This window comes from Lutibacter sp. A80 (genome assembly GCF_022429645.1).
Lineage (GTDB): Bacteria > Bacteroidota > Bacteroidia > Flavobacteriales > Flavobacteriaceae > Lutibacter.
On the sequence record NZ_CP092480.1, the window covers coordinates 3,077,240 to 3,098,815 of the forward strand.

20 protein-coding genes are annotated in these 21,576 nt (G+C 30.7%); 11 read left to right on the plus strand and 9 right to left on the minus strand.

What is annotated here, in order from left to right; all coding sequences use genetic code 11:
• Positions 1–94 precede the first annotated feature (94 nt).
• From MHL31_RS12725 to MHL31_RS12745, 5 genes are all read left to right on the plus strand, one after another.
• Positions 95–1,915, plus strand: coding sequence for a sodium:proton antiporter (locus MHL31_RS12725; protein ID WP_240226327.1), 1,821 nt, complete (start codon positions 95–97; stop codon positions 1,913–1,915).
• Positions 1,916–1,938: 23 nt separating this feature from the next.
• Entirely contained in the window at positions 1,939–2,538 is a 600-nt protein-coding gene (locus MHL31_RS12730; RefSeq protein WP_240226328.1) for an alpha-ketoglutarate-dependent dioxygenase AlkB, read from the plus strand.
• A gap of 91 nt (positions 2,539–2,629) precedes the next feature.
• Complete coding sequence (locus MHL31_RS12735) at positions 2,630–3,490, plus strand: UDP-2,3-diacylglucosamine diphosphatase (protein ID WP_240226329.1); 861 nt, start codon at positions 2,630–2,632, stop codon at positions 3,488–3,490.
• A 32-nt stretch (positions 3,491–3,522) separates the two neighbouring features.
• Positions 3,523–4,533, plus strand: a complete 1,011-nt coding sequence (locus MHL31_RS12740) for a glycosyltransferase family protein (RefSeq protein WP_240226330.1) — start codon at positions 3,523–3,525, stop codon at positions 4,531–4,533.
• Between the two features lie 102 nt (positions 4,534–4,635).
• Positions 4,636–5,598: a Gfo/Idh/MocA family protein gene (locus tag MHL31_RS12745; RefSeq protein ID WP_240226331.1), complete on the plus strand. Its 963-nt coding sequence runs from the start codon at positions 4,636–4,638 to the stop codon at positions 5,596–5,598.
• A gap of 70 nt (positions 5,599–5,668) precedes the next feature.
• On the opposite strand, the gene MHL31_RS12750 is transcribed toward MHL31_RS12745, so the two are convergent.
• Both MHL31_RS12750 and MHL31_RS12755 read right to left on the minus strand, forming a co-directional pair.
• Entirely contained in the window at positions 5,669–6,682 is a 1,014-nt protein-coding gene (locus tag MHL31_RS12750) for a 2-oxoacid:ferredoxin oxidoreductase subunit beta (RefSeq protein WP_240226332.1), read from the minus strand.
• 2 nt (positions 6,683–6,684) lie between these two features.
• Positions 6,685–8,544 (minus strand): 2-oxoacid:acceptor oxidoreductase subunit alpha, encoded by a 1,860-nt coding sequence (locus MHL31_RS12755; protein ID WP_240226333.1) that lies wholly within the window; start codon positions 8,542–8,544, stop codon positions 6,685–6,687.
• 164 nt (positions 8,545–8,708) lie between these two features.
• Here MHL31_RS12755 and MHL31_RS12760 point away from each other — a divergent pair, with 164 nt between their 5' ends.
• Positions 8,709–9,059 carry a 4Fe-4S binding protein gene (locus tag MHL31_RS12760; protein WP_240226334.1) on the plus strand — a complete coding sequence of 117 codons (351 nt, stop codon included), beginning with the start codon at positions 8,709–8,711 and terminating at the stop codon, positions 9,057–9,059.
• Positions 9,060–9,122: 63 nt separating this feature from the next.
• Here MHL31_RS12760 and lepA read toward each other — a convergent pair whose 3' ends face one another.
• Together lepA and MHL31_RS12770 are read right to left on the minus strand one after the other, a co-directional pair.
• The gene (gene lepA / locus MHL31_RS12765) at positions 9,123–10,919 is read right to left on the minus strand and encodes a translation elongation factor 4 (protein ID WP_240226335.1); all 1,797 of its coding nucleotides are present in this window, start codon (positions 10,917–10,919) and stop codon (positions 9,123–9,125) included.
• Between the two features lie 72 nt (positions 10,920–10,991).
• Positions 10,992–11,972 carry a Gfo/Idh/MocA family protein gene (locus MHL31_RS12770; protein ID WP_240226336.1) on the minus strand — a complete coding sequence of 327 codons (981 nt, stop codon included), beginning with the start codon at positions 11,970–11,972 and terminating at the stop codon, positions 10,992–10,994.
• 247 nt (positions 11,973–12,219) lie between these two features.
• Between MHL31_RS12770 and dusB the strand changes: the two genes are divergently transcribed.
• Entirely contained in the window at positions 12,220–13,200 is a 981-nt protein-coding gene (dusB, locus tag MHL31_RS12775; RefSeq protein ID WP_240226337.1) for a tRNA dihydrouridine synthase DusB, read from the plus strand.
• 67 nt (positions 13,201–13,267) lie between these two features.
• Here the strand turns inward: dusB and MHL31_RS12780 are convergent, their stop codons facing one another.
• The 5 genes from MHL31_RS12780 to rbfA all read right to left on the minus strand — a co-directional run bounded on the left by MHL31_RS12780 (position 13,268) and on the right by rbfA (position 18,683).
• Positions 13,268–14,119, minus strand: coding sequence for an IS3 family transposase (locus MHL31_RS12780; RefSeq protein ID WP_240225904.1), 852 nt, complete (start codon positions 14,117–14,119; stop codon positions 13,268–13,270).
• Positions 14,120–14,133: 14 nt separating this feature from the next.
• The gene (locus tag MHL31_RS12785) at positions 14,134–14,568 is read right to left on the minus strand and encodes a hypothetical protein (RefSeq protein WP_240225903.1); all 435 of its coding nucleotides are present in this window, start codon (positions 14,566–14,568) and stop codon (positions 14,134–14,136) included.
• Between the two features lie 105 nt (positions 14,569–14,673).
• A complete protein-coding gene (katG, locus tag MHL31_RS12790; protein WP_240226338.1) occupies positions 14,674–16,896 on the minus strand; it encodes a catalase/peroxidase HPI in 2,223 nt (740 codons plus the stop codon).
• 190 nt (positions 16,897–17,086) lie between these two features.
• Positions 17,087–18,289, minus strand: a complete 1,203-nt coding sequence (locus tag MHL31_RS12795) for an ABC transporter permease (protein ID WP_240226339.1) — start codon at positions 18,287–18,289, stop codon at positions 17,087–17,089.
• A 1-nt stretch (position 18,290) separates the two neighbouring features.
• On the minus strand, positions 18,291–18,683 hold the full coding sequence (rbfA, locus tag MHL31_RS12800) for a 30S ribosome-binding factor RbfA (protein ID WP_240226340.1): 393 nt from the start codon (positions 18,681–18,683) through the stop codon (positions 18,291–18,293).
• Positions 18,684–18,954: 271 nt separating this feature from the next.
• Here rbfA and MHL31_RS12805 point away from each other — a divergent pair, with 271 nt between their 5' ends.
• Genes MHL31_RS12805 through truB form a run of 4 tightly spaced genes read left to right on the plus strand, consistent with a single transcriptional unit; the run spans position 18,955 to position 21,573 of the window.
• Positions 18,955–19,833 carry an ABC transporter permease gene (locus MHL31_RS12805; RefSeq protein WP_240226341.1) on the plus strand — a complete coding sequence of 293 codons (879 nt, stop codon included), beginning with the start codon at positions 18,955–18,957 and terminating at the stop codon, positions 19,831–19,833.
• 4 nt (positions 19,834–19,837) lie between these two features.
• A complete protein-coding gene (locus MHL31_RS12810) occupies positions 19,838–20,083 on the plus strand; it encodes a DUF3098 domain-containing protein (protein WP_240226342.1) in 246 nt (81 codons plus the stop codon).
• A 3-nt stretch (positions 20,084–20,086) separates the two neighbouring features.
• Positions 20,087–20,884 (plus strand): undecaprenyl-diphosphate phosphatase, encoded by a 798-nt coding sequence (locus tag MHL31_RS12815; protein ID WP_240226343.1) that lies wholly within the window; start codon positions 20,087–20,089, stop codon positions 20,882–20,884.
• Entirely contained in the window at positions 20,884–21,573 is a 690-nt protein-coding gene (gene truB / locus MHL31_RS12820; protein WP_240226344.1) for a tRNA pseudouridine(55) synthase TruB, read from the plus strand. Before MHL31_RS12815 ends, truB begins: the two co-directional genes overlap by 1 nt.
• The last annotated feature ends 3 nt before the right edge of the window (positions 21,574–21,576 follow it).

Below are 21,576 nucleotides of genomic sequence, written 5' to 3' on the forward strand. Positions count from 1 at the left end.
AATTGAATTTTTTTATAAAAAAAACAATTTAGTAAATGATAAATTATATTAAACTTCTATATTTACAAATAAAAAAAGAATTCTATAATATTATATGTTAGAACTTGCAGGAATAATTATTTTAGGAATTTTAGCACAATGGGTAGCTTGGAGGTTTAAAATCCCAGCAATTTTACCATTAATTTTAATTGGATTATTAGTAGGTCCAATAGCAGCTGAATTTTTATCGGAAGATGGTTCAAAATGGATAGAACCAATTTGGAATGGAGAAAAGGGATTGTTTCCCGGTGAAGGGCTTTATTACTTTGTATCCTTAGCAATTAGTATTATTTTGTTTGAAGGAGGTTTAACCCTTAAACGAAATGAAATTAAAACAGTAGGGCCTGTAATTACAAAACTTATTACATTAGGTTCTACAATTACCTTTTTAGGAGCTGGTATTGCAGCACGTTATGTGTTTGGATTAAGTTGGGAAATGTCATTTCTATTTGCGGCATTAATTATTGTAACTGGACCAACTGTAATTACACCAATTTTAAGAAACATTCCATTAAAAAAGGATGTTTCGGCAGTTTTAAAATGGGAAGGGATTTTAATTGATCCAATTGGGGCATTGGTTGCGGTATTGGTTTTTGAGTTTATTAGTGTTGGTGGAGGTAGTGGTTTTACCAAAACAGCATTAATAGAATTTGGTAAAATTCTTCTTTTTGGTACTACTTTCGGGTTTACATTTGCGCATGCTTTGGCTTTTGCTATCAATAAAAATATGATTCCTCATTATTTATTAAATGTGGTTTCATTATCTACGGTGTTATTGGTTTTTGTTGAGTCTGAAGTTTTTGCACACGAATCAGGTTTACTAGCAGTAGTAGTTATGGGAATGGTTTTAGGAAACAATAAATTAGAAAATATAAAAGAATTACTGTATTTTAAAGAATCTATAAGTGTATTGCTTATTTCCATACTATTTATTTTATTGTCTGCAAACATTAATATGGAAGATATGATGTTGCTGTATAATTGGAAAACTGCAATTTTATTTGGAATAATTATACTTGTTATTAGACCATTAGCAGTGTTTTTAAGTACAACGGGTTCTAAACTAAAAACTAACGAAAAGTTATTTATAAGTTGGGTAGGTCCAAGAGGTATTGTTGCTGCTGGTATTGCTTCTTTATTTGGAAGTAAATTGTTAAAAGCTGGAGTTGAGGGAGCAGAATATATAACACCTTTAGTGTTTATGATTGTGCTTGGAACCGTATTATTAAATGCAACTACTGCACGTTTATTTGCAAAATTAGTTGGCGTGTTTTTAAAAACATCCAATGGAATACTTATTGTTGGTGCTTCAAATTTTGCGCGATTAATTGCAACATATCTTAAAAAAAATGACAGAAGAGTTGTATTAATTGATAGTAATTTAGACAATATAAATAAAGCAAAAACTTTAGGTTTAGAAGCTATTGAAGGCAATATTTATTCGGATGATTTATTGGAAGATGTAGAATTGAATGATGTTGGTTATTTATTGGCTTTAACAGGAGCGGCAGCTGTAAATGAGTATGCAATAGAAAAGTTTTCTTCAATTTTTGGTGAAAATGGGTCTTTTAGAATTATTTCAACCGATGAAATGCAAAAAGGAAATTTAAAGCCAAAAGATCACTTATTTACGCATAAAGACGATTTTTTAAACCTAAGTGAAGCTGTTAGAGATTTTCCTTTGGTAAATGAAGTTGCTATCAATTCTAACGAAGATTATAAAAACATACTAAGAGAAATTAATAAAGAACCAAATGCAATTCCTATGTTTATAAAGGATAATAATGAAAAAATTCATATTATTTCTTCGTTGTCTAAAGATTTTGTTATTGAAAAAGGAACAACATTAATGTATCTTGGTAAAACTATTATTTAAGGTGTTTGTTTAAAATTGTTTTAATGGATTTATTTTCTTCAAATCAACTTGAGAATAATCTTCCTTTTGATGGTAAACTACTTAATTACGGATTGGTTTTAAACAATACAGCTTGCCAAAAGTATTTTACAAAATTATTAAATGCTGATTTTTGGAAGCATGATGAACTGATACTATTTGGAAAACAGATTACAACAAAACGAAAAGTTGCTTGGTTTGGGGACGAAAGAATACAATACTCGTATTCCAAAACTACAAAAACAGCCTTAGCTTGGACTCCTGAAATTTTAGAATTAAAAAGGCTGGTGGAATTAAAAACAGGTAAAAAATTTAATTCTTGTTTGTTAAATCTCTATCATAATGGATCAGAAGGTATGGCTTGGCATTCAGATAATGAAAAAGAATTAGGCGTAAACCCAATAATTGCGTCACTTAGTTTAGGTGCAACTCGTAAGTTTTCTTTAAAACACAAAACAACAAAGCAAAAAATTGACCTGATGCTGCAGGCTGGAAATTTAATAGTAATGGAAGGTGAAACGCAACATAAATGGTTACATAGCTTGCCAAAAACAAAAAAAATACACACTTCAAGAATTAATTTAACTTTTAGAACCATAATTTAAATATTGGTTTAACATAGATATAATATTCAGAAAACCTTCTAATAACAATTCTTCTTTTTATTGCAAACAATTATTATTTAATTGTTTATGAGTGGATTCTAAAAAAAAGAGACGAAAAGTAGAACTTGTTGTTATCTCAGATATACATTTAGGAACTTATGGTTGTCATGCCAAAGAACTGTTATCATATTTAAAAAGTATCAATCCAGATACCGTTATTTTAAATGGAGATATAATTGATGTTTGGCAATTTAGTAAACGGTATTGGCCAAAATCTCATATGAAAATTATCAAACATATTTTTGGGTGGATTTCTCAAGGTAAAAAAATATATTATATCACTGGAAATCATGACGAAATAATGAGAAAATTTGTTGATTTTGAAATAGGTTCATTTTCAATTAAAAATAAAGTAATATTAGAATTGGGAACTAAAAAAGCTTGGTTTTTTCATGGAGATGTTTTTGATGTTACTATGCAACATTCTAAATGGTTAGCTAAATTAGGAGCTATTGGTTATGATACTTTAATTTTAATTAATAGAGGTGTTAATTTTATTAGTAAGTTTTTAGGAAAGGGGAAAATATCTTTATCTAAAAAAATAAAAGATAGTGTTAAATCTGCCGTAAAATTTATTAATGATTTTGAAGAAACAGCTATTGATATAGCGATAGATAATAAATACGATTATGTAGTTTGTGGACATATACATAAGCCAGCTATTAAAAAGGTTGAAAATGATAAAGGTTCTGTAACGTATTTAAATTCTGGAGATTGGGTGGAGAATTTAACAGCTTTAGAATTTCATAACAACACATGGAGCATTTATAAGTATAACGATGATGATTTTAAAAAAGATACTTCTAAAATACAAGAAGAGGAAGATGTTGTAGATAAAACAGCTAAACAATTGTTTGGTGAATTAGTCGCTGATTTTTACTTAAAAAAATAAACTTACAAATCAATAAAACAAAAACTGTATACATGAAAATATTATATGCTATTCAAGGTACTGGAAATGGACATTTAAGTAGAGCAAAAGAAATTATACCCGCCTTATTAAAAAGAGCACAGGTAGATATTTTAGTTAGTGGAACCCAGTCTGAAATAGTATTGCCTTATAATATAAAATATATAAATAACGGTTTAAGTTTTTACTTTGGAAAAAATGGAGGAATAGATTTTGTAAAAACATTTAAAAATAACTCTATCTTAAAAGTTTATAATGAAATAAAAAATTGTCCGGTTAAAGACTACGATTTAGTTATTAACGATTTTGAACCAATATCTGCTTGGGCTAGTATATTAAGAGGTGTAAAATGTATTTCTTTAAGTCACCAAGGTGCTTTATATACTAGAAACGTTCCAAAGCCTTCTCGTACAGATTTATTAGGGAAGTTTATAATAAAATATTATGCAAAGTGTTCAAATACATACGGATTTCATTTTAAAAAATACAACGATAAAGTATATACTCCAATAATTAGAAAAGATATTAGATTGTTAAAGAAAATAGAGAAAGATCATTATACTGTTTATTTACCAGCATATTCCGACGAAAAAATAATTCAAGTTTTATCTAAAATTAAAGGAATTAAATGGAAGGTGTTTTCTAAAAACACAAAAGAATATTATCAAAAAAAGAATGTATATGTAACACCTGTTAATAGTAGAAAGTTTGAAAAAAGTTTGGCATCTTGTCAAGGAATTATCTGTGGAGCTGGATTTGAAACTCCTGCTGAAGCAATTTTTTTAAAAAAGAAATTATTGGTAATCCCTATGAAAAATCAATATGAGCAACATTTTAACGCAAAAGCATTAAAAGAATTAGGAGTGCCAGTTTTAAAATCATTAAAAAAGAAACACATTTCTACAATTCAACATTGGATAGATAGTAATTATCAAATAAAACTAGATTTCCCAAATGAAACCCAGCAAATAGTAGATAATATTTTATATGATTATATATTTGAAGAAGAGATTTTATTTATTTAAATAAAAATAACATAGTTATTTTATTGTGTATGTAATAAAAAAAGTCAAATTTAGTAGCGCTAAATTTACATGTTTATCAATTATATAAAATAACTTAAAACAATGCGTTGGGGAATTATTGGATGCGGAGCTGTAACTGAATTAAAAAGTGGACCACCATATTATAAAATAGATGGTTTTCAATTAGCTGCTGTTATGAGACGTAACGAAGAAAAAGCAGCAGATTATGCAAAAAGGCATCAGGTAAATAAGTACTATACAAATGCTGATGATTTAATAAATGATCCGGAAATTGATGCTGTTTATATTGCAACGCCACCAGATAGCCATAAGTTGTATGGTTTAAAAGTTGCTAAAGTTGGCAAACCTTGTTGTGTAGAAAAGCCTTTAGCACCAAGTTATGCTGATAGTTTAGCTATTTATAATGCTTTTGAAGTTGCTAAAACACCTTTGTTTGTTGCATATTATCGCAGAAGCCTACCAAGATTTATAAAAGTAAAAGAATGGATAGCTACTGGTTTGATAGGTGAAATAAGGCATATTAATTGGCATTTAAGTAAACCAGCAAATAAGCAAGATTTAGCAAAGGAATACAATTGGAGAACCGATTCAAAAATTGCACCTGGAGGTTATTTTGATGATTTGGCAAGTCACGGATTGGATTTGTTTATCTTTTTATTAGGGAATATACAAGACGCAAAAGGAATCAGTTTAAATCAACAAAATTTATATACTGCTAAAGATGCAATAACTGCTTGTTGGGTTCATAAAAGTGGTGTTACTGGATCTGGAAGTTGGAATTTTGGATGCAATTTAAGACAAGACAATGTAGAAATTTATGGAAGCAAAGGAAAAATTGTATTCTCAGTTTTTGATGAACAACCTATTCAACTAATTTCAGAAAAAGAAAATAGTTCATTAATAATAGAAAATCCAACACATATTCAACAATATCATATACAAAATATGAAAGACAATTTGTTTGATGGTGTTGACCATCCTTCAACAGGTAAATCTGGTTTGCATACTAGTTGGGTAATGGATAAAATTTTGGGAAATATTTAAAATAAAAATCGAGGCAATTTAAATTTTGTTTAAACTGCCTCGATTGGTTTTTAGTAGTTTTACTAATTTTTTATTTTACTTGATAAGTGTCACCAGAAAAGAAAAGATTCTCAGTTTTTTTAAATTTCGAATTTGCTTTTACTTGAGCTGTTAACGCATTTTCTCGTTCTTCTAAAGTTACATCATCATAGCTTCTAATAATACCTGTAGCCAATGGGTATTCTAATCGAACTAGCATTTGGTGTAACGTAGGGTTTTGTTCTTTTGCATTATGAACTAATATATCTTCTTCTGTAATTCCATTTTCGCCAATAGTTACAACTTCTAGTTTCAATCCATTTAAAACTAAACCTTTGTTTTTTTCTTTACCAAAAATCATAGGTTTTCCGTGTTCTAAATAGATTTGTTTATCTTCTTTTACGGCTTTATCTGTAACATTTTTAAAGCAACCATCATTAAAAATAACACAATTTTGTAATACTTCAATTAAAGATGTTCCTTTAAATTTTTCCGCTTCAATAAAGAGCTGTGTCATGTCTTTTGGGGTGTTTCCACCTATACGTGCAAAAAAGCGTGCTTGCGCTCCTAAAGCTAATTCACCAGGAGAAAAAGGAGGTTGTGTATTTCCATAAGGAGATGATTTTGTTTTTTGTCCAACTAATGAAGTAGGAGAAAACTGTCCTTTTGTTAAACCATAAATTTCGTTATTAAATAAAATTATATTTAAATCTATGTTTCTTCTTAAAACATGAATAAAATGATTTCCACCAATAGCCATAGCATCACCATCACCAGTTATTATCCAAACGCTTAAATCGGGATTGGCGAGTTTTACACCAGAGGCAATTCCAGGTGCTCTACCATGTATACTATGCATTCCATAAGTATTCATATAATATGGAAAACGCGATGAACAACCAATTCCAGAAATAAATACTACGTCTTCTTTTTTTACGCCCATTTCGGGTAGTGCTTTTTGCATAGCACGTAAAATAACATAGTCATCACAACCAGGACACCATCTTACTTCTTGGTCACTTGCAAAATCTTTAAATGTATATTTTTTTACAGCTGTTGTTTCCATAATTATTTTACTAATTGTTTAAATTTTTCAATTAATTCTTGATTTCCGAATGGTAAACCTTGAATTTTATTGAATTGGTTAAATTCGAATCCGCTAAAGTTTATTTTTAATACTTTCGAAAATTGTCCGTTATTTAATTCACAAACAATAAACTTTTTAAATTTGGATAAAACTTTTTCCGTATTTTTTGGAAGCGGGTTTATATAATTAAAATGTGCAAAACCTATATTTTTATGTCCTTCTTCGTTTAATTGTTTAACGGCAGAATATAGCGAGCCATAAGTACCACCCCAGCCAATAACTAATAAATCTCCGGTATCAGCAAATTCAGTTTCTAAATCTGGGATATAGTTTTGTACACGTTTTACTTTTTCTGCTCTAATTTTGGTCATGTACTCGTGGTTTTCAGGTACATAAGATACATTACCAGATATTTTATCCTTTTCTAAACCTCCAACTCTATGTTCTAAGTCTGGAGTTCCAGGTATGGCCCAATTTCTAGCTAAAGTATCTTCATCTCTATTGTATGGATGCCAGTTTTCTGTAGCTTTATTGATAATATTATTTTTAATATCAGGCATATCGTCTACCGTTTTAATTTTCCACGGAGCAGAACCATTTGCAATATACCCATCTGTAAGTAAAACTACAGGCGTCATATGTTCTAAAGCTAATTTTGCAGCTTGGTATGCATAGTTAAAACAGTTTGCAGGTGTACTAGCAGCAATTACTATAACTGGACTTTCTCCATTTCTACCGTAAAGTGCTTGTAATAAGTCCGATTGTTCGGTTTTGGTTGGTAATCCGGTAGAAGGGCCTCCACGTTGTACGTTTACAATAACTAAAGGCAATTCTATCATCATAGCTAAACCTAAAGCTTCTCCTTTTAAAGCTAAGCCTGGGCCTGAAGTTGTGGTAATAGCTAAATCACCAGCAAAAGAGGCGCCTATTGCAGAAGAAATACCTGCAATTTCGTCTTCAGCTTGAAATGCTTTTACTCCAAAGTGTTTGTGTTTTACCAATTCGTGCAAAATATCTGTAGCAGGGGTAATTGGGTACGAACCTAAAAATAATTCTAAACCAGATTTTTCTGCTGCAGCTAAAAATCCCCAAGCAGTAGCTGTATTTCCCATAATAATTCTATAGGTTCCTGGAGCCATTTTTGCTGGAGAAATAGTATAAGAATTAGGTATTAATTCCAAAGTTTCTGCAAAGAAATAGCCTGCATTTAAAACTTTGGTATTTGCTTCAACAATTTGAGGTTTAGATTTAAATTTTTTATTAAAAAAATCTGTAGTATGTGATACGGAACGGTGATACATCCAATATACCATTCCTAAAGCAAACATGTTTTTGCTTCGAGTAATACTTTTATTATCAAGCCCCTTAATATCTTTTAAAGCTTCCTTGGTTAAACTAGACATGGCAACTTGAATAACTCTATAATTATCAAGAGATCCATCTTCTAAAGGGTTTTTATCATATAAAGCTTTTTCTAAATTTTTTTTAGTAAAAGCATCGGTATCTACAATAATTGTATGTCCCGGTTTTACGGCGTGTAAATTAGTTTTTAACCCAGCAGGGTTCATGGCAACTAATAAATCAACTTTATCACCAGGAGTGCTAATTTCTACACTACCAATGTGAACTTGGAACCCAGAAACACCATATAAACTTCCTTGAGGAGCTCTAATTTCTGCAGGGTAATTAGGAAACGTAGCAATATCATTACCAAACATAGCTGACGTGTCTGAGAACTGTGTCCCAGTAAGTTGCATTCCATCTCCAGAATCACCAACAAACCTAATTATTACTGCTTCCAGTACTTCAGGTTTTGGCTTTGTTGTTGTTGTTTTAATCATGATTTATGATAGTTAAATAAATTTTTTAAATTTATAAATTATTTTTGTATCAAAGGTTAATATGAACTTAAAGTTGAGATTTTAAAATACTAAATGACTTTTATCACATACTTTTGTATAAAAATGTATAATTTTGTGTATATTAAATTTTAAATTAAAGTAATATGGCTATTAAAATAACAGATGAATGTATAAATTGTGATGCTTGTATTTCTGAGTGTCCAAATAATGCAATTTACGAACCAGATACTGAATGGGCTTATGCTGATGAAACTGCTTTAAGCGGAACAATAACTTTACCTGGTGGAGGTGAAGCTGACGCAGATGAAATGCACGAACCAAAATCTGATGAATTTTATTTTATCGTAACTGATAAATGTACAGAATGTAAAGGTTTCCACGATGAACCACAATGTGCTTCTGTTTGTCCAGTTGATTGTTGTGTTCCTGATGAGGATCACGAAGAAACTGAAGAACAGTTATTAGCTAAAAAAGAGTGGATGCACGGAGAATAATTTCTCTAGTATCTTATAAAAAAGCCCTTATATTTTTAAATCTAAGGGCTTTTTTAATTTATTTTAATCATTCAATTTTAAAACTGCCATAAAAGCTTCTTGTGGTATTTCTACATTACCAACTTGTCTCATACGTTTTTTCCCTTTCTTTTGTTTTTCTAATAGTTTTCGTTTTCTAGAAATATCACCACCGTAACATTTTGCAGTAACATCTTTTCTTAAAGCTTTTACTGTTTCTCTTGAAATTATTTTAGCTCCAATAGCAGCCTGAATTGGAATGTCGAATTGTTGACGTGGTATTAACTGACGTAACTTTTCACACATTTTTTTACCAATACTATACGCGTTATCTGCGTGGATTAATGCTGAAAGCGCATCAACCGATTGGCCATTTAACAGAATATCTACTTTTACCAATTTTGAGGCTTTTAAACCTGTTGGATGATAATCGAAAGAAGCATATCCTTTAGAAACTGTTTTTAAACGATCGTAAAAATCGAATACAATTTCAGCTAAAGGCATATCAAAAGTCAATTCAACACGTTCTGGCGTTAAATAGGTCTGATTTACAATTTGACCTCGTTTTTCAATACATAAACTCATTACTGGTCCAACAAAATCGGATTTAGTAATTATAGTTGCTTTTATAAAAGGTTCTTCAACTCTATTTAATTTAGAAGGTTCAGGTAAATCTGAAGGATTATTTACTAATAAAATAGTATCAGGATTTTTATTTGTAAACGCGTGGTACGATACGTTTGGTACAGTTGTAATAACTGTCATTTCAAATTCTCGTTCTAAGCGTTCTTGTATAATTTCTAAATGCAGCATTCCTAAAAATCCACATCTAAATCCAAAACCTAATGCAGCAGAGCTTTCAGGTATAAAAACCAAAGAAGCATCATTTAATTGCAGTTTTTCCATAGAATTACGCAATTCTTCGTAATCTTCTGTGTCTACAGGATAAATTCCTGCAAATACCATTGGTTTTACATCTTCAAAACCTTCAATTCTATTTTTTGTAGGACTTTCAACAGTTGTAATTGTATCTCCAACTTTAATTTCGCTGGCAGTTTTAACACCAGTAATTAAATATCCAACATCACCAGCTTTAATACTTTGTTTTGGAAGTTGTTTTAATTTTAAGGTACCAACTTCGTCAGCAAAATATTCGTTGTCGGTTGCCATAAATTTAATACGTTGCCCTTTTTTTATTTCACCGTTAAAAACTCTAAAATAAGTTTCAACTCCTCTATAAGAATTATAAACAGAGTCAAATATTAAGGCTTGTAAAGGTGCGTTTTCATCTCCTTCTGGAGCAGGAACTTTTTCTACAATAGCTTTTAAAATATTTTCAACACCAAAACCTGTTTTTCCACTTGCATGGATAACTTCTTCGGGATCGCATCCTAATAAATCTACAATATCGTCTGTAACTTCTTCTGGATTAGCACCTGGTAAATCTACTTTGTTAAGTACTGGAATTATTTCTAAATCGTTCTCTAATGCTAAATACAAATTCGAAATTGTTTGTGCTTGTATACTTTGTGCTGCATCTACAATTAACAATGCGCCTTCACAAGCAGCAATAGAACGAGATACTTCGTATGAAAAATCAACATGACCCGGAGTATCAATTAAATTTAACACATATTTTTCACCTTCGTGTATATAATCCATTTGTATAGCGTGACTTTTAATGGTGATACCACGTTCACGCTCTAAATCCATATTGTCTAATAGCTGTGCTTGTTCTTCACGTACAGTTGTTGTACCTGTAAAACTTAACAATCTGTCGGCTAATGTGCTTTTACCGTGATCAATATGTGCAATAATGCAAAAATTTCTAATTTTTTTCATACTTCGTATTCCTTTCTACTTTGATTTTCCGCAAAGATAACTAATTATTTGTTCAAAAAATGAAAATAAAATCTAGTCGTGTTTTGGAAAAATGATATTAGCATCTTTTCTAACTGCGTCTAGAATATTCATTAATTTTAAACTTAAAGAAAAAGGCATAATTGGACTTTCTTTTAAATTTTTATCTAAGCATTCCATTACGTGTGATGCTTCAAACTGATACCCTAAATGTGGACCATTTTCAAAAGAAATTTTAGTAGTCTTACCGTCTTTTATCAATGTAATTGGGTCTGGAGAAAATCGATCGTATTTTAGTATTCCGTGTTCAAAACATAATTCCGATTCATTTTTATACTCAGCGTCAAAACTTGAAGTTAATACAGCTGTTGCTCCGTTTTTATAAGCAAATAACATAGAAATACTTTCTTCTGAACCTGTAGCGCTAAAATGTGGAATTGTTTTTATTTGATCTGGTTCACCCAAAAACATAAGTGCGGTAAAAATTGAATAAATTCCAATATCTAATAAAGAACCGCCGCCTAAATCAATATTATACAATCTTTTTTGAGGATTAAATTCTGCGTTAAACATAAAATCTGACTTTACAAATTTCAGTTTTCCTAAATTTTCTGAAGCTATAATTTCTTTTACTTTTAAATATTTAGGTCTAAAAATTACCCAAAAAGCTTCCATTAAAAAGGTGTTATTTTCTTTAGAAGTGGTAATCATTTCTCGCACTTCTTTAGAATTTATTGCGAATGCTTTTTCGCATAACACAGCTTTTTTATGGTTTAAACATAATAAAGTATGTTCTAAATGAAAATTATGCGGTGTTGCAATATATACCACATCTACTTTTGGGTCTTTAACCATTTCTAGATAAGAGCCATAGGATTTTTCGAAACCAAATTGATTCGAGAAATCTTTAGCATTATCTAAATTTCTTGAAGCTGCTGCATATAAATTAGCATTTGGAAGTAATTTTAATTCTGTGGCAAACTTATTAGCAATATTTCCACATCCTAAAATTGCCCAGTTGTATTTTTTTGACATTGTAAATATGTTTTGAACGTAAAAATACAGCTATTTTTTAAACCTAACATGTTTTTAAAATCTGTTAGCTTAGGTTTTATGTATTTTGCGTTAGGGATTGCAGCGGTATCCTTTTTAAAATAATTCTGGATTTCGATTTTGTTAATAATTAACTTTATTTTAAAAAGATTTAGCGGAAAGCCCGACCTGAAAGGGAACGCCCATAGTATAAAATATTTATGTATTTTTGCGAACTTAAAAATATGTTTTGGTAAAAATAGGAGATATAGAATTGAATGACTTTCCTTTGTTGTTAGCACCAATGGAAGATGTGAGCGATCCACCGTTTAGAGCGTTGTGTAAAGAACAAGGCGCTGATGTGGTGTATACCGAATTTATTTCGAGTGAAGGTTTGATACGTGATGCTGCAAAAAGCAAGAAAAAACTAGATATTTACGAAAAAGAACGTCCGGTTGGTATTCAAATTTTTGGAGCCAATTTAGAATCTATGTTGCGTACGGTTGAAATTGTTGAGCAATCGAATCCAGATATTATTGATATTAATTTTGGCTGTCCTGTAAAAAAAGTAGTTAGTAAAGGTGCTGGAGCAGGTATTTTAAAAGATATTGATTTAATGGTTTCGTTAACTGAAGCTATGGCAAAGCACACTAAATTACCAATTACGGTTAAAACGCGTTTGGGTTGGGACGAAAGTTCTATAAAAATTGTGGAGGTTGCAGAACGCTTGCAAGATGTTGGGTGTAAAGCAATTTCTATACACGGACGTACGCGTGCTCAAATGTATAAAGGAAGTGCAGATTGGGCGCCAATTGCTGAAGTTAAAAACAACTCTAGAATGCACATTCCTGTGTTTGGAAACGGAGATGTTAATACGCCAGAACGCGCTGTAGAAATGCGTGACAAATATGGCTTAGATGGAGCTATGATTGGCCGTGCAAGTATTGGAAATCCTTGGTTTTTTAAACAAGTAAAACACTTTATTGAAACCGGAGAGCATCTACCTGAAATTACAATTGCAGACAGAGTTGAAATGGCAAAACGCCACTTACAAATGGAGATTGACTGGAAAGAAAGTGAAATTGTGGGTGTTATGGAAACACGACGACATTACACCAATTATTTTAAAGGAATTCCGCATTTTAAAGAATACCGTTTAAAAATGGTAACATCGGATGCTGCGCAAGATGTTTTTGATGTTTTAGATGAAGTACAGCAAAAGTTTTCTTAGTTTTTAAATTGAAAGATGTCTAGTCCTAAATAACCGATACAGATTATTAAAGGGTAAAAGTTAAAAATTAAAGCTGAATAATGACATCATTGTTCAGCTTTTTTGATTTGTATTGTTTTGGTTTAATTTTTTTTTGTGCGTGCATTTGTATTGGTGTTAGCATTTCGTTAGATAAATGAGGTCTTATATTGTTGTATATTTCTATTGCATTTTTGACCAGTTTCTTCTTTACTTTAAAATCTTGAATCTTCTGTGCTACACTAAATTCCTGTTTTAAAATTCCATTTATTCGCTCTGCAACTGCATTTTCATATGGATCATATTTTTCAGTCATACTAGGCTTAATCTCATTGTTTTCTAATAGTCTTTGATATTCATTCGAGCAATATTGCAACCCTCTATCAGAGTGATGTATTAATGGACTTTCTTTGTATTTTCTATTATTTATAGCCATTTCCAATGCCCTCAATGAACCATCCATTGATAAAGATTTTGACACATCATATCCTACAATCTTTTTAGAATAAGCATCTGTGATTAATGCCAGATACGAAGGGTTGGTTCTCGTTCCGATATATGTAATATCACTCACCCAAACTGATTCAGGCCCTTCTATATCCATTGAGCTGACAAGGTTTCTGTGCTTTCTAAATCTATGATGAGAGTCTGTAGTTATGTGGTAGCTTCTTTTAGGTATTATTAACATATGGTTAGCTTTTAGTATTCTAAACAATTTATCTCTTCCTACTTTTAATAGTGATAATTTATCCTTTAACAGAAAGTATAATTTCTTACCACCCAATCTTGGCATTAGCATCCGAATATCACGAACCAAAACGATAACTTTTTGTGCTACAGTTTGTTTATGAAGTCTTGATTTTATGGATCTATAGTAAACCTGTCTGTTTACCCCGAGCAAATCACAGGTAGAAACTAAAGTTTCTTTATATTCTTCTTTGAAGATGTTGATAAGTCGGGTGTGTAATTTTTTCTTATTTGAATATCATATTCCTTTTCTGCCATATCAACAAGCATATCGAAAATAATAACCTTTTTATCAGCACGTTCTGCTAGATGTTCAGCTCTAGCTTTCTGTTTTTCAAGGAGCTTTATTTTAGCTTCAAGCTCAAGTATTTTTTGTTCTGGAGTTTTTGACATCGTTTTTGGAACTTGGTTTTCCCAATCAAAGTTACCATATTTTTGCAACCATTTGGTTACTGTAGCGTCTCCCTGAATACCATATTTACGCTTGGCTTGGGTTTTTGTTAAAAATCCTTGTTCTACTTCTTCAACTAATTGAAGTTTAAAAGAAAGCGAGTAATCTTTTTGAGTTCGCTTTGCTGCACCTGATTTGTCTGATGTTTTCATTACACTTGTGTTTTAGTGTATCGCTATTTCAGGACGGGACAAGAATATGAAAAAAGCAGTTTTAAAATTTTAAAACTGCTTTTTTATTATAATCAAATGTTGTGCTTATTTTAAATCGAATCTATCCGCATTCATTACTTTTACCCAAGCTTTTACAAAATCAGTTATAAACTGTTCTTTATTATCGTCTTGTGCGTAAAACTCTGCATACGAACGTAAAATTGAGTTTGATCCAAATACTAAATCAGTTCGAGTAGCTGTGAATTTAATTTCACCTGTTTTTTTAGAACGGATATTATACAATCCATTTTCTGTAGGTTCCCAAGCGTATCCCATATCTGTTAGGTTTACAAAAAAGTGGTTAGATAAACTTCCTTCTGTATCAGTAAATACTCCATGTTTTGTGTTGCCATAATTTGTACCAATAACACGCATACCACCTAATAAAACTGTCATTTCAAGAGCTGTTAAACCCATTAATTGTGTACGGTCAAGAAGTAATTCTTCAGGACTAACAACGTATTCTTTTTTCTGCCAGTTTCTAAAACCATCAGCTAAAGGCTCTAAAGGTTCGAAAGATTCAACGTCAGTCATTTCTTGAGTTGCATCTCCACGTCCTGGAGCAAAAGGAACTGTAATATCAATTCCTGCGTTTTTAGCAGCTTGCTCAACCCCAATATTTCCAGCTAAAACTATTGTATCTGCTACGCTTATTTCAAATTCTGAAGCAATTGGCTCTAAAATAGTGAGTACTTTTGAAAGTCTTTCTGGTTCATTTCCTTCCCAATCTTTTTGAGGGCTTAATCTAATTCTTGAACCATTTGCACCACCGCGTTTGTCTGAACCTCTATAAGTTCTAGCACTATCCCAAGCTGTTGTAACCATTTCAGAAATACTTAAACCAGATTGTTTTATTTTTTCTTTTACGGCTTCAACATCGTATGCCGTTTTTCCTTTGTTAATTGGATCTTGCCAAATTAGATCTTCTTGAGGAACATCTGGACCAAAATAACAAGATTTAGGTCCCATATCTCGATGTGTTAACTTGAACCAAGCACGTGCAAAAGCATCAGAAAAAGCATCAAAATCATTCATAAATTTCAATGAAATTTCTTTATAAATTGGATCAATTTTCATTGCCATATCTGCATCAGTCATCATAGGATTATGACGAATAGAAAAGTCTTCAACATCAACTGGCTTGTCTTCTTCTTTTATGCTTTTAGGTTCCCATTGCCAAGCACCTGCAGGGCTTTTTTTCAATTCCCATTCGTGGTTAAATAACATTTCAAAAAATCCGTTATCCCATTTTGTTGGATTGGTAGTCCAAGCGCCTTCTAAACCACTTGTTACAGTATAACGACCTTTACCAGATTTATTTGGATTTGCCCAACCTAAACCTTGTGCTTCAACATTGGCAGATTCAGGATCAGGTCCTAATATACTTGCATCTCCATTTCCGTGAGTTTTTCCAACGGTATGTCCACCAGCAGTTAACGCAACTGTTTCTTCATCGTTCATTGCCATTCTTTTAAATGTTTCACGAACTTGCTCTCCTGTTTTTAGCGGATATGGTTTGCCGTTTACACCTTCTGGATTCACATAAATCAACCCCATTTGAACAGCAGCTAAAGGATTTTCCATAGTAGTTGGATTTTCTAAATCTCCATAACGGCTATCACTAGGTGCTAACCATTCTTTCTCTGCTCCCCAATAAATATCTTTTTCTGGATGCCAAATATCTTCTCGCCCAAAAGCAAAACCAAAAGTTTTTAATCCCATATTTTCATAAGCAATAGTACCTGCTAAAATAATTAGATCGGCCCAGCTTATTTTGTTTCCATATTTTTTCTTTATAGGCCAAAGTAAACGTCTAGCTTTATCTAAACTTACATTATCTGGCCAAGAATTAAGAGGTGCAAAACGTTGATTTCCTGTTCCACCACCACCACGTCCATCGGCAGTTCTATAAGTTCCTGCTGAATGCCAAGCCATACGAATAAATAATCCGCCATAGTGTCCCCAATCTGCAGGCCACCATTCTTGACTGTCCGTCATTAAGTTGTGTACATCTTTCTTTAAAGCCTCAATATCTAATTTTTTTAATTCTTCTCGATAATTAAAATTAGGTTTTAAAGGGTTTGTTTTAGTATCGTGTTGGTGTAAGATATCTAAATTTAATGCGTTTGGCCACCAATCCATTACAGATTTATCTGTAGAAGTGTTTCCACCGTGCATTACAGGACATTTATTTAAATCATTTACTTCCTCTTTTTTAGTAAATTGACTGTGGTCGACAGGGCATTTACCTTCTTTTGAATTGCTCATGGTCATATTTTTAAATTTGTTTCAAATTAAGTATAAAATAATATTATATTTAAAAAATTATAATAGATATTATTTATACATAAATAAGAAATTTTGTTACAATCTTGGAAATAGTGAATTTAAGATTTTACCTTTAATTTATCAAGTAAATTTGAAATAATATTTAGGTGTAATATTAGTTAAGTTGTTGTTATTCAACTAGTTTTTTAGAGATTCTACTGCTTGCTATTAGAGCAGCTAGGTAGCCTAAAATTAATATAGTAATAATTACGGAAAACACATTGTAAAGTGTTAGTTCTACAGGATAAGCAAGGTGTTGAGTAATCATAAATAGTGCATACTTTTTTTGAAGTATTACTAAAATAACACCAATTGAAAGTCCTACAATTAAACCGAAAAGAGATAATAAGAAACCTTGTAAAATAAAAACACGTTTAATATCTTTAATTGTTGCTCCTAAATTGTAGAGTGTTTTTAGATTGTCTTTTTTGTCTAAAATCATCATAATAATAGCGCCAATTACATTAAATAGCGCAATTATTAAAATAAGTGTAAAAATTAAATAAGAAGCTAAATTTTCGGTATTTAACATTTTATAAAAAACGGCATTTAGCTGTTCTCTGGTTTCTACATTAAAATCCGTTCCTAGGTTGTTCTTTAGAGCTTCAATAGTATTGGGGCGATCTTTAATGTTTTTAACTTTTAACTCAATTGATGAAATTTGTTCGGGTTCATAATTTAATAAAACTTGTGCTAATTTTAAAGATATGAAAGTGAATTTTCTATCGATGTCTTCTGTAAGAGAAAAAATACCAATAGGTTGCGTTTCTATTTGGCTAAAAGCGTCTTTTGGATTTGTTGCATATCCTTTTCCGGGTTTTGGAACATATATTTTTAGAGGTTCTAAAAAATCGAAAACACCTAGAGATAATACATTAGAAATGCCATTTCCAACAACAGATCCAATTGGAATTTCTGGATTTAACCACGTGCCAGAATATACGGTAGAATCTAATTTATTAACATTTGTATAATTGGTATCAACTCCTTTTATGTATGCAATATGAGTTTTTTTATTGAATTCAAAAAAAGCGCGTTCTTCAATTACTCTTGAATAGGAAGCGATGTTATTTTGAGATTCAATTTCAGCTTGAATTTTAGGAGTCAATAAAAAAGATTTCCCTTTTACAGATGTAATTTTTATATCTGGATCTGAGGTGTTTAAAAAACCAATACTGAAGGTTCTTAATCCTGAAAATCCAGATAAAACTATAAATAAAGCTAATGTGCCAATAATTACACCAATTGTTGCAATTATGGTGATTATATTTATAGTGTTATTACTGCTTTTTGAAAATAAGTAACGTTTAGCTATGTATAAAGGAAAGCTCAAGTTATCGTTTTTGGCGTTTATCTAAAATATCGGGATTCTTAATTGGATTTTCTTTTTTACCTTGTAAAGCATTGTCAATATCTTCAATATAATCTAAGGTATCATCTATATAAAATAATAATTCGGGCATACGTCTTAATTGATCTTTTGTGCGTTTTGCCATTTCATAACGAATAGAAGCCGTGTTTTCTTGAACACCTTTTAAAATTATATCGCGTTTTAATTGAGGGAAAACACTTATAAACACCTTTGCTTGTCCTAAATCTGAAGTAACTTGTACTTTAGTAACAGAAATAATAACTCCTTTCATTCCATCACGTGCTGCATTCTGTAACACTTCTGCCAAGTCTTTTTGTAAAACTCCTGCTATTTTTTTTTGTCTGTTTGTTTCCATAGTGCAAAAATATGATTTAAAAGTACATAATTTAAGTTTTAGAGAGTCATTGTTTTAAATTAATTAAGAATAAGTTATTTAATTTGATAAAAAACATACCTAAAATTAAATTTTTACGTTTTTATAAAAAATTTAACAATTACTATAAAGCCAAGTATATAATACCTCTAAACGAAAAATATATAAATTTGTTTTACAAAAAACCAGTAAATATCAAGTAATAACTATTAACAAAATTTGTATATTGCAAACTTAATAACACATATAACTTTTGAATAATTCTTTCGATAAATATCAAAAAAGAAGATTGCGTTCTTCTTATCTTTCAGTAATAATAAGTATTGCTTTAGTGCTTTTTTTAGTGGGTTTTTTAGGTGTTATTTTACTTAAAACCAATACAATATCTAAGCATTTTAAGGAGAAAGTTGCAATTACAATTTTTTTAAATGACAATGCAAAATCAAAAGATGTTGAAATTCTAAAGGGAGAATTAAAACAAGCAGAATATTCAAAAGAAGTAGTTTATATCTCAAAAAAAGAAGCTGCTGAAAATTATGCAGAAGAAATTGGTGAAGATTTTGTGAGTTTTCTAGGAGATAATCCATTAAAAAATGCAATTGATGTTACGTTAAAATCAGATTTTGTTACTCCAGAAAAAATGGAGAGTATTGAAAAACAGTTGCTTATTAGAAGTATTGTTGCAGAAGTAGTATATGATAAACCGTTGATTGAATTATTAACAAAAAACATCAACCGCATCAGTTTTTGGATGTTGCTTTTAAGTGCCATATTTACATTAATAGCCGTTGTTTTAATTAATAGTTCTATTAGAATTTCAATATATTCTAAGCGATTTACTATTAAAACAATGCAAATGGTTGGAGCAACAAAAGGATTTATTAGAAGACCATTTATTTGGAAAAGTATTAAACTTGGAATTATAGGTGCATTGGTTTCTAATGCAGCTTTAATTGGTTTTATTATGTATATAAATAAAATGGTACCAGAAATTGAATTACTTGCAGATTATAAAGAACTAGGAATTTTATTTTTATCTATTATTATAATGGGCGTGTTAATAACTTGGTTAAGTACCTTTTTTGCAACACAACGATTTTTAAATTTAAGAACAGACGAACTATATTACTAAAAAAATGAATAAGAAGAAAGAAGAAAATACAAGTAAATTTTTATTCGGTAAAAAAAATTATACCGTTATGCTTGTTGGTATTGCTTTTATTGCTTTAGGCTTTATTTTAATGGCTGGAGGCGGTAGTGATGATCCTACTGTTTTTAACGAAGAAATTTATAATTTTAGAAGAATTAGATTAGCCCCAACACTTGTACTTATAGGTTTGGGAATTGAAATTTACGCTATTATGGCGAAATCTTCAAAGTAAAATATGAGTTATATTGAAGCGATAGTCTTAGGGATTATTCAAGGTTTAACAGAGTTTTTACCGGTATCATCTAGCGGACATTTAGAATTAGCAAAAGCTTTTTTTGGCGACAACTTATTACCTAATGAAAGTTTAACTTTTACGGTAGTATTACATTTTGCAACAGCATTAAGTACTTTGGTTGTTTTTAGAGACGAAGTGTTAGAAATTTTTAAAGGATTATTTCAGTTTAAATGGAATGAAGAATTAAAATTTTCACTTAAAATAATTTTATCTATGATTCCTGCTGTAGCTGCGGGTCTTTTTTTTGAAGACCAATTTGAAGCCTTTTTTGGTGGGCAAATATTATTAGTAGGTTTTATGCTTGTTATAACTTCACTTTTATTATTATTTGCTGATAAAGCTAAAAACACTACCAAAAATGTTACTTTTTTTAATGCATTTGTAATTGGAGTTTCACAAGCATTGGCAATTTTACCCGGAATTTCAAGATCTGGAGCAACAATATCTTCATCAGTTTTGTTGGGAATTGACAGAACAAAAGCAGCTCGTTTTTCTTTTTTAATGGTGGTGCCTTTAATTTTTGGTAAAATTTCAAAAGATGTTTTATCGGGATCTATAAATTTTCAAAGTAGCCAAATTGGAGTTTTAAGTATTGGGTTTATAGCTTCTTTTATTGCGGGTTTATTTGCTTGTAAATGGATGCTTGCAATTGTTAAAAAAAGTAAGCTTACTTATTTTGCATTGTATTGTTTTATTGTTGGAATAATTGCAATTACAATAACTTTATTTAATAAATAATGAATTTAGAAGATTATAAAAGCGGACAGGTTTTATTGATTGATAAACCGCTAAATTGGACATCTTTTCAAGTAGTAAATAAACTGCGTTGGGAAATTAAACAACGTTTTAAAATTAAAAACATTAAAGTAGGTCATGCTGGAACTTTAGATCCCTTAGCTACAGGTTTATTGATACTTTGTACAGGTAAATTCACTAAAAAAATTAATGAATTTCAAGGTCAAATCAAGGAATACACAGGAGAAATTACCTTAGGTGCTACAACACCAAGTTTTGATTTAGAAACAGAAATTGATAAAAATTTTCCAATAGACCATATTACTGAAGATATAATTCACCAAACTACACAGCAATTTATTGGAGAAATAGACCAGGTTCCACCTATTTTTTCAGCCTTAAAAAAAGATGGAAAACGTTTGTATGAATTGGCGAGAGCTGGTGAAACTACCGAAATAAAATCAAGAAAAATTACCATTTCAGAATTCGAAATTACAGCCATAAATTTGCCTAAAATAGAATTTAGAGTAGTTTGTAGTAAAGGAACGTACATTAGATCTTTGGCTAATGATTTTGGAGTTGCATTAAATACAGGTGCACACTTGTCAAAATTACGAAGAACAAAAATTGGAGATTTTAATGTAGCTAATGCAGTAGATATTGAAGCGTTTATAGCCAATCTAAAACTTTAGCTC

What these genes read in the sequence shown, in the direction of transcription:
- MHL31_RS12755 (WP_240226333.1), bottom strand. Translation starts at nt 8,544, where the DNA reads ATGATTAAAACAACAACAACAAAGCCAAAACCTGAAGTACTGGAAGCA.
- truB (WP_240226344.1), top strand. Translation starts at nt 20,884, where the DNA reads ATGAATTTAGAAGATTATAAAAGCGGACAGGTTTTATTGATTGATAAA.
- lepA (WP_240226335.1), bottom strand. Translation starts at nt 10,919, where the DNA reads ATGAAAAAAATTAGAAATTTTTGCATTATTGCACATATTGATCACGGT.
- MHL31_RS12750 (WP_240226332.1), bottom strand. Translation starts at nt 6,682, where the DNA reads ATGGAAACAACAGCTGTAAAAAAATATACATTTAAAGATTTTGCAAGT.
- MHL31_RS12745 (WP_240226331.1), top strand. Translation starts at nt 4,636, where the DNA reads ATGCGTTGGGGAATTATTGGATGCGGAGCTGTAACTGAATTAAAAAGT.
- MHL31_RS12760 (WP_240226334.1), top strand. Translation starts at nt 8,709, where the DNA reads ATGGCTATTAAAATAACAGATGAATGTATAAATTGTGATGCTTGTATT.
- MHL31_RS12815 (WP_240226343.1), top strand. Translation starts at nt 20,087, where the DNA reads ATGAGTTATATTGAAGCGATAGTCTTAGGGATTATTCAAGGTTTAACA.
- katG (WP_240226338.1), bottom strand. Translation starts at nt 16,896, where the DNA reads ATGAGCAATTCAAAAGAAGGTAAATGCCCTGTCGACCACAGTCAATTT.
- MHL31_RS12730 (WP_240226328.1), top strand. Translation starts at nt 1,939, where the DNA reads ATGGATTTATTTTCTTCAAATCAACTTGAGAATAATCTTCCTTTTGAT.
- MHL31_RS12770 (WP_240226336.1), bottom strand. Translation starts at nt 11,972, where the DNA reads ATGTCAAAAAAATACAACTGGGCAATTTTAGGATGTGGAAATATTGCT.
- MHL31_RS12740 (WP_240226330.1), top strand. Translation starts at nt 3,523, where the DNA reads ATGAAAATATTATATGCTATTCAAGGTACTGGAAATGGACATTTAAGT.
- MHL31_RS12725 (WP_240226327.1), top strand. Translation starts at nt 95, where the DNA reads ATGTTAGAACTTGCAGGAATAATTATTTTAGGAATTTTAGCACAATGG.
- rbfA (WP_240226340.1), bottom strand. Translation starts at nt 18,683, where the DNA reads ATGGAAACAAACAGACAAAAAAAAATAGCAGGAGTTTTACAAAAAGAC.
- MHL31_RS12785 (WP_240225903.1), bottom strand. Translation starts at nt 14,568, where the DNA reads ATGAAAACATCAGACAAATCAGGTGCAGCAAAGCGAACTCAAAAAGAT.
- MHL31_RS12810 (WP_240226342.1), top strand. Translation starts at nt 19,838, where the DNA reads ATGAATAAGAAGAAAGAAGAAAATACAAGTAAATTTTTATTCGGTAAA.